Source organism: Myxococcus vastator, from assembly GCF_010894475.1.
In the GTDB taxonomy this organism is placed as follows: domain Bacteria; phylum Myxococcota; class Myxococcia; order Myxococcales; family Myxococcaceae; genus Myxococcus; species Myxococcus vastator.
Genome location: NZ_JAAIYB010000993.1, coordinates 1 through 390, shown reverse-complemented (window position 1 = coordinate 390; position 390 = coordinate 1). Strand labels below are relative to the sequence as shown.

Annotated in this window: 1 protein-coding gene; it reads left to right on the top strand. The window is 66.9% G+C overall.

Annotated features, from left to right (window positions below; genetic code table 11):
* On the top strand, positions 1 to 234 hold a 234-nt coding region (locus G4D87_RS38735), incomplete at its 5' end, for a DUF5953 family protein (protein ID WP_240358962.1).
* Positions 235 to 390 lie beyond the last annotated feature (156 nt).

Here is a 390-nt window from a genome sequence, read left to right as displayed (position 1 = left end):
ATTCCCTACTGCCTTGGTTGGATGAACTACTGGTCTGCCGCTGCCGCACAGGCCATCGGGTTCCCAGACCCCGCCCGCGACGCCGACCTGCTCTCACGAGCGCGGCGCACTGCATCGGGTTGGGTCGTGCACCTCACCGACGCGCCGCTCGACCTGGACAACCCCGCCCACCTGGACGCGCTGAAGCGGGCCTATGAGCGCTTCCCGGAGATCGGCGGACGTGCAGCGCCTTGACGCGATTCGGGGGCTTGGGAGGCCGCGCCGGCGGTAGGAAAGAGCCCCACTGCGCGTGCGTTGGTGATGGTAGCGTGCCCATTCGGGAGGTCACGTACCATTGTTCCAACCTTTGAGATTGGCTCTTCCTCTGGCGCTGGCACTCGCGTGGGGAGC